The organism is Clostridium sp. MCC344 (assembly GCF_018785365.1).
Classification (GTDB): Bacteria; Bacillota; Clostridia; order Lachnospirales; family Lachnospiraceae; genus Pilosibacter.
Map to the genome: position 1 here is coordinate 1 of NZ_WQPQ01000085.1, position 277 is coordinate 277.

Below are 277 nucleotides of genomic sequence, written 5' to 3' on the forward strand. Positions count from 1 at the left end.
TGTTGCTGCTCTGTTTTCTTGTGTCGGCGGTAAGCTCTATCTTTCCCACGCTTGGCAGCGGCCTTGCCAATGCGTTATCCGGCACCTCCTACGCCTCGGAGGATACGGACCTGCTGGGGGTGGACGAGGACTACACGGCACTGGAAAACGAGCTGGCGCAGACGGTAGCGAACATCGAAAGCACCCATCCCGGCTATGACGAGTACCGCTATTCCGTGGACGAGATCGGCCATAACCCCTATGAGCTGGCGTCCTATCTCTCGGCAAAGTACCATGT

The 277-nt window shown here is 57.8% G+C and carries 1 protein-coding gene; it reads left to right on the forward strand.

The genetic code is table 11. The annotated features are described in order from the left end of the window. Positions 1–277, forward strand: a 277-nt coding sequence (locus GPK90_RS16820; protein WP_486463679.1) for a CD1108 family mobile element protein, incomplete at both ends; no start/stop codon positions are given.